Below are 7,775 nucleotides of genomic sequence, written 5' to 3'. Positions count from 1 at the left end.
CAACTGAGCGCGATCGGCGTGGCCGAGCGCCGCCTGCACATGCCGCTGTCGCTCGCGCAGCAGCGCCTGTGGTTCCTAAGCCAACTCGACGGCGCCAGCGCCGCCTATCACACCGCTGGCGCATTGCGCTTGACCGGTCGCTTGGACGTGCCGGCGCTGGAGCGTTCCCTGCAGCGCGTCGTCGCGCGCCATGAATCGCTGCACACGCGCTTCGTGCTGATCGATGGCCAGCCGATGCAGCGGGTCGATGCAGACGCGACGCTGCGGCTGCGCTTCGAGGACCTGCGCGGCGAACACGATCGCGATGCCTTGCGCGCCACGCGAGGCGAAGCATTGTACGCGGAGCCCTTCGACCTGAGCGCCGATCTGCCCCTGCGGGTGTTGTTGCTGCAACTGGAGGATGAGGACTACGCGCTGTACGTGGTGGTGCATCACATCGCCTCGGATGGTTGGTCGATCGGCGTCATGCTGGAGGAAATCGGCCGTCTGTACACCGCCGAGATCCAAGGCGCGGCAGATCCCTTGCCGCCGCTCCCGATCCAGTACATCGACTATGCGCAATGGCAACGGCAGTGGCTGGCCGATGGCCAATTGGAGCGACAGGCCGCGTACTGGCGGGAAACCCTCGCCGGCGCACCGACCTTGATCGAAGTGCCGACCGATCGCCCGCGCCCGCCGTATCAAAACTTCGCCGGCAGCGCCCTGGATGTCGTGCTCGATGCGACCCTGACCGCTCAGCTCAAAGCATTGAGCCAGCGCCATGGCGTAACGCTCTACATGACTCTGCTGGCGAGCTGGGCGGCGCTGCTGAGCCGCCTGTCCGGGCAGGAAGAGGTGGTGATCGGCAGCCCGATGGCTGGTCGCAACCGGGCCGAGATCGAACCGCTGGTCGGTTTCTTCGTCAATACCCTCGCACTGCGCATCGAACTGAGTGGCGAGCCTACGGTGGCGGAACTGCTGAACCGCACGCGCCGGCAAGTCCTCGACGCGCAATCGCACCAGGATCTGCCGTTCGACCACGTGGTCGAAGTGGTCAAGCCGGTGCGCAGCACGGCACACACGCCGATCTTCCAGGTCATGCTGGCGTGGCAGAATCAGAATGAAGCGCGGTTGTCGATGCCTGGTATGAGCATCGAGAACCTAGATCAGGAAGCGAGCAATGCCCAGTTCGAGTTGATCCTGAACCTGCGTGAGCAGGGCGAGGAGATCGTTGGCGCGCTGAGCTACATGACCTCGTTGTTTGACGAAGCCACCGTCGCGCGTTACTTCGGCTATTGGCGTCGCCTGCTGGCCGGCATGGCGCTGAACGACACCGCGGCGATAGCGCGCCTGCCGCTGCTTGATCCCGCCGAACGAAACCGCTTGCTGGCTGATTGGAATGCGACCGAACGTGGCTATCCAGATACCACGGTGCATGCGCTGTTCGAAGCGCAGGCGCAACGCAGCCCCGATGCGGTGGCGCTGAGCTACGAGGACGGCGCCGGCGGCAATGCGCTGAGCTACGCCGAATTGAACCGCCGCGCCAACAGCCTGGCCCATCGTCTGATCGCGATGGGCGTGGCTGCGGAGGATCGCATCGCGATCTGCATGGAGCGCAGCCTGGAGATGGTGGTTGGCCTGCTGGCGATCCTCAAATCCGGCGCGGCCTATGTGCCGATCGATCCTTCGTATCCGCAACAGCGCCTGCGCCATATGCTGGACGACTGCGCGCCGAAGGTGGCGCTGAGCCATGGCGAACTGGCGGAGACGGTCGCCGCGCTGGCCGCCGGGTCCGAAGCGCCGTTCCCGGTGCTCGATCTCGATCGCCTGTCGGCGCAGTCGTACAGCGATGCGAATCCGTCGGTCGGGGTGAGCGGGTCCCACCTGGCCTACATGATCTATACCTCCGGATCGACCGGCCTGCCCAAGGGGGCGATGAACGAACATCGCGGCGCGGTCAATCGCTTGCTGTGGGCGCAGGACCAGTTCGGGCTCGACGCAAGCGATCGGGTTCTGCAGAAGACCACCTTCGGCTTCGACGTATCGGTGTGGGAGTTCTTCCTGCCGTTGCTGGCCGGAGCGCGCCTGACCCTGGCGCGTCCCGGCGGCCATCAGGATCCGGCCTATCTGGTCGAGACCATCGAGCGCTGCGGCATTACCGTGATGCATTTCGTGCCCTCGATGCTGCAGGCCTTCCTGGCGCAGAGCGATCTGGCGGGCTGCGGTTCGCTGCGCCACGTCAAGTGCAGCGGTGAAGCCTTGCCGTATACCTTGCAGCAGCGCTTCCGGACCGCGCTGCCCAACGCGCAGCTGCACAATCTGTACGGGCCGACCGAAGCCGCCGTCGACGTCACCTACTGGCGGTGCGTCGACGACGCGCATGCCGGCATCGTGCCGATCGGCAAGCCGGTCGCCAACACGGCGATCTACCTGCTCGACGCGCACGGCGAGCCGGTTCCCGTCGGTGTCGCCGGCGAACTGCATATCGGCGGCGTGCAGGTCGGCCGCGGCTATCGCAACCGCGCAGAGCTGACCGCAGAACGTTTCATCGCCGACCCCTATTCGCGTGATCCGCGGGCACGGCTGTACCGCAGTGGGGACCTGGCGCGCTGGCTGCCCGACGGCAACGTCGAGTATCTTGGCCGCAACGACTTCCAGGTGAAGATCCGCGGCTTCCGCATCGAACTGGGCGAGATCGAAGCCAGGCTCGCCGAGTTCGAACACGTGCGCGAGGCGGCGGTGCTGGCACGCGATGACGTACCGGGCGAGAAGCGGCTTGTCGCGTACCTCACCATGTCGGTCGAGTCTTCAGCCACCGTCGCCGACCTGCGCGCTCGGCTGTCGCTGCAACTGCCCGACTACATGGTGCCTAGCGCCTTCGTCGTTCTGCCCTCGCTACCGCTCACGGCGAACGGCAAGCTGGATCGCAGCGCCTTGCCGGCGCCGGATGGCGCGGCCTATGCCCGCCGCGGCGATGCGATGCCGCAGGGGCATGTGGAAGCGGTGCTTGCGAAGATCTGGGCCGAGCTGCTGAAGCTCGACCGGGTCGGCCGCTTCGACGACTTCTTCGAACTTGGCGGCCATTCGCTGCTGGCCGTGCAACTGGTCACGCGCGTGCGCGACGCGCTGGATGTCGAGCTGAACTTGCGCGATGTGTTCGAAGCCTCCGAGCTGGCACGCCTGGCCGAACGTGTCTCGCTCGCGAATTCGGCGACGGCGACGGCGATCGACATCGTGCAGCGCCAACCGTACATGCCGCTGTCGCCGGCTCAGCAACGCCTGTGGTTCCTGACCCAGGTCGATGGCGCGAGCGCGGCATACCACTCGGCCGGCGCTCTTCGCCTGGCCGGCGCGCTGGATCGCGGCGCGCTGGCGCGGGCGCTGCGGCGCATCGTTGCGCGTCATGAGATCCTGCGCGCACGCTTCGTGCTGGTCGATGGCGAGCCGATGCAGCAGTTCGTCGCTGCGGACGTATTCGACCTGTACCTGGAAGACGTACGGACCGCGCAAGACCCCGAGAGTGCCAGCAAGGCGCTCGGCGCCGCCTTCCTCGCGCAGCCCTTCGATCTGGGCGCGGCGCTGCCGATCCGCATGCAATTGGTGCAGATCGCGGACGACGTCCATGTCCTGCACGCGGTGCTGCACCATATCGTCTCCGACGGTTGGTCGATCGGTGTGCTGCTCGGCGACCTCAGCGCGTTCTATGCCTTGGAAACCGGGGCGGTGGCGCAATCGCCGGCGCCGTTGCCGGTGCAATACATCGATTACGCCCAATGGCAATGGCAGTGGCTGGCTGGCGGCCCGGCCGAGCGCCAGGCGAAGTACTGGCGCGAAACCCTGGCCGGTGCGCCGACCCTGCTCGAGCTGCCGACCGACCGTGCGCGCGCGCCGCATCAGGACTTCGCGGGCGCGGCCATCGACCTGCAGTTGGACGAAACGCTTTACGCGGGCCTGAAGAGGCTGAGCCAGCGTTGCGGCACGACGCTGTACATGACCTTGCTGGCAAGTTGGGCAGCGGTGTTGAGCCGCCTGTCGGGGCAGGACGAGGTGGTGATCGGCAGCCCGGTGGCAGGCCGCGCTCGCACCGAGATCGAACCCTTGATCGGCTTCTTCGTCAACACGCTACCGCTGCGCATCGACTTGAGCGGCGAGCCGACCGTGGGCGAGCTGCTGTCGCGCACGCGGGCCCAGGTGCTCGACGCACAGGCGCACCAGGATCTGCCGTTCGATCGGATCGTCGAAGCGGTGAAGCCGCCGCGCAGCACCGCGCATTCGCCGGTTTTCCAGGTGATGCTGGCTTGGCAGGGCCAGGCCGAGGAGCGCCTGCACCTGGCCGGCATCGACGTGGCCGAACAGGCACTGGCGACGACGGCCGCGCCGTTCGAGCTGATCCTCGATCTGCGCGATACCGGCAGCGGCATCGAGGGCGCGCTCGGCTACATGACCTCGCTGTTCGATGCGGGGACGGTATCGCGTTACGCCGACTACTGGCAGCGCCTGCTGCGTGGCATGCTGGCCGACGCCGAGGCCGTCGTCGCACGCCTGCCGTTGCTGGGGGCTGCCGAGAGCGCCCGGATGCTGTCGGAATGGAACGACACGGCTTTGGACTACCCGCGTGAGGCTCGCCTGCACGACTTGTTCGAGGCACAGGCGCAGCGCACGCCCGACGCGATCGCGTTGGTGGCGGGCGAGGACCGGCTGAGTTACGCCGAGCTGAATCGCCGCGCAAATCGTTTGAGCCGGTATTTGCTTCGCCTTGGCGTTACGCCCGACGATCGGGTGGGGCTGTGCCTGGAACGCAAGGCCGGGATGATGGTGGCGTTGCTGGCGACGCTGAAGTCGGGCGGGGCGTATGTGCCGCTGGATCCCACATATCCGCCGGATCGCCTGGCGCAGATCCTCCAGGATGCGACGCCGCGCGTGGTGCTTGCCGATGCGGTGGGCCGGCCGGTGTTGGCGCAGGCTTTGGGCCGGGGCGACGCATCCTCGCCGGTGATCGTGGATATCGACGCCGATGCCGCCCAGTGGGCGAACGCAACCGACGAGAACGTCACGGTCGCGGATCTGCGCGCGTCCAATCTCGCCTACCTGATCTACACCTCCGGTTCGACAGGGCGACCCAAGGGCGTGGCAATCGAACATCGCAACGCGGTGAATTTCCTGAGCTGGGCCACGCAGGCGTTCAGCGTGCAGGACCTGAGCAACTGCCTGTTCTCGACCTCGATCAACTTCGATCTGTCGTTGTTCGAGTATGGCGCGCCGCTCTCTGTCGGCGGCACGGTGACCTTGGTCGCGAACGCGCTGAGCTTGCTGGATGCGGCGCCTCCGGTGACGCTGATCAACACCGTTCCCTCGGCAATGGCCGAGTTGACCCGCGCGCAGGCGATTCCGCCCAGCGTGCGCGTGGTGAATGTGGCGGGCGAGGCGCTCAAGCGTTCGCTGGCCGAACGCATCCTCGCCAGCGCCAACGTCGAACGCCTGTGCAATCTGTACGGTCCATCGGAAACGACGACCTATTCGACCTGGACCACGATGACGCGCGCAGGCGGATTTGTCGGCGATATCGGTGGTCCGGTGGGCAATACGCAGGTCTATGTGCTGGACGCGGCCTGGGCGCCGGTGCCGGTCGGTGTAGCGGGCGAGATCTGGATCGCCGGCGCGGGTGTGGCGCGCGGCTACCTGGGCCAGCCGGGGCTGACGGCCGCGCGTTTCGTGCGCAATCCGTTCGCGGCCGATGCCGACGCGCGGATGTATTGCACCGGCGATCTGGGCCGGTGGTCGAACGACGGCAAGATCACCCTGCTGGGCCGCAACGACTTCCAGGTGAAGATCCGCGGTTTCCGCATCGAGCTGGGCGAGGTCGAAGCCCAGCTGATCGAAAGCGAGGGCGTTCGCGAAGCAGTCGTGCTGGCGCGCGAGGATGCGGCGGGCGAGAAGCGGCTGGTCGCCTACTGCCTGGCCGACGAAACGCTGGACATCGCCTCTCTGCGCGAGCATCTGGCCAAGCGCTTGCCGGAATACATGGTGCCGTCGGCGTTCGTGCGATTGGCCGCATGGCCGCTGACGCCGAACGGCAAGCTCGATCGCAAGGCGCTGCCGGCGCCGGACGACTCGGCCTATGCGCGGCGCGCTTTCGAGGCGCCGCAGGGCGCGACCGAGCGAGGCCTGGCCGCGATCTGGGCGGAGCTGTTGCGGGTCGAGGCGATCGGCCGCTTCGACGATTTCTTCGAACTCGGCGGGCACTCGCTGCTGGCCGTGCAACTGGCGTCGCGGGTCCGCAAGGCGTTCGATGTCGACTTGTCGATGCGCGAGCTGTTCGAGTCGCCGACCCTGTCGCAGCTGGCTGCGCGCGTCGCGGCGGGACGGCGCTCGGATCAAGCGGCGATCCTGCCCGCGCCGCGGCTCGCGTCCATGCCCTTGTCGCAGGCGCAGCAGCGCCTGTGGTTCCTGAGCCAGATCGACGGCGCGAGCGCCGCCTATCATTTGTCGGGCGCGCAGCGTCTGCGTGGCACGCTGGATCTGGACGCGCTGGCGCATGCGCTCGACCAGGTCGTGGCCCGGCACGACGTGCTGCGCACACGATTCGTGTTGATCGACGGACAGCCGATGCAGCAGGTGGCAGCGCACGCCGCGGCGGATCTGCGCGTGCACGATCTGCGCGATCACGACGATATCGAAGCGGCGCACTCGGCACTCAACGAGGCCTTGTTCGCGCAGGCCTTCGACCTGGAACGCGATCCGCTGCTGCGCGTGCAGGTGGCGCAGCTGGGCGAGAACGATTTCGGGCTGGCGGTGGCGATGCATCACATCGTCTCCGACGGCTGGTCGATCGGCGTGATGCTGGACGAGCTAAGCCGCTTCTATGCCACGTACCTGCAGGGCAATGGCGATCCGCTGCCGCCGTTGCAGGTGCAGTACATCGACTACGCGCAATGGCAGCGGCAATGGCTGGCGGACGGCCAGGCCCAACGCCAGGCCGCGTATTGGCGCGAGGCGTTGAGCGGCGCGCCCGCTGTGCTGGACCTGCCGACCGACCGTCCGCGTCCGTCGCATCAGGATTTCGCTGGCGCTGGGTTCGGCATCAGCCTGGATGCGGACCTGACCGGGCGACTGAAGGCGCTTGGCCAGCGTCACGGCGCCACCCTGTACATGACCCTGCTTGCGAGTTGGGCCGCGGTGCTGGGCCGTCTGTCCGGTCAGGACGACGTGGTGATCGGCAGCCCGGTCGCAGGACGCAACCGCGAGGAGGTCGAGCCGCTGATCGGGTTCTTCGTCAACACGCTGGCGCTGCGCATCGACCTGGGCGGGGCGCCGACGGTCGCCGAGTTGCTGGCGCGCACGCGCCGTTGCGTGCTGGATGCGCAGTCGCACCAGGATCTGCCGTTCGATCAAGTGGTCGAGACGGTCAAGCCGCCGCGCAATCCGGCGCATACGCCGGTGTTCCAGGCGCTGCTGGCTTGGCAGACGCAGGACGAAGGTCGATTGTCGTTGCCGGGCGTCGAGGCGACGGCGGTGGGCACGGCGCTGCGCACGGCGCAGTTCGAACTGACCCTCGGCTTGCGCGAAACTGCGCAGGGCATCGAGGGCAGCCTGAACTACGCGACGGCGCTGTTCGATCAGGCGACCGTGATGCGTTACGCAGGCTATTGGCAGCGCTTGCTGACGGCGATGGCCGACGACGACACGGGGCCGGTATCGGCGCTGCCGTTGTTGGGCGGCGCCGAGCGCGTGCAGGTGCTGCAGCAGTGGAACGCGACGGCGCAGCCCTATCCGCGCGACAGCTGCATAGGGGCGTT

Annotated in this window: 1 protein-coding gene; it reads left to right on the top strand. The window is 67.3% G+C overall.

Annotated elements, in window-relative coordinates; all coding sequences use genetic code 11:
* The coding region (locus PIQ37_RS20565) for an amino acid adenylation domain-containing protein (protein ID WP_342074892.1) at positions 1–7,775 on the top strand (7,775 nt) is incomplete at both ends.

This window comes from Xanthomonas protegens, assembly GCF_038442435.1.
Classification (GTDB): Bacteria; Pseudomonadota; Gammaproteobacteria; order Xanthomonadales; family Xanthomonadaceae; genus Xanthomonas_A; species Xanthomonas_A sontii.
Note: the sequence above shows the minus strand (reverse complement) of the source record. Positions and strands in the feature narration are given on the sequence as shown.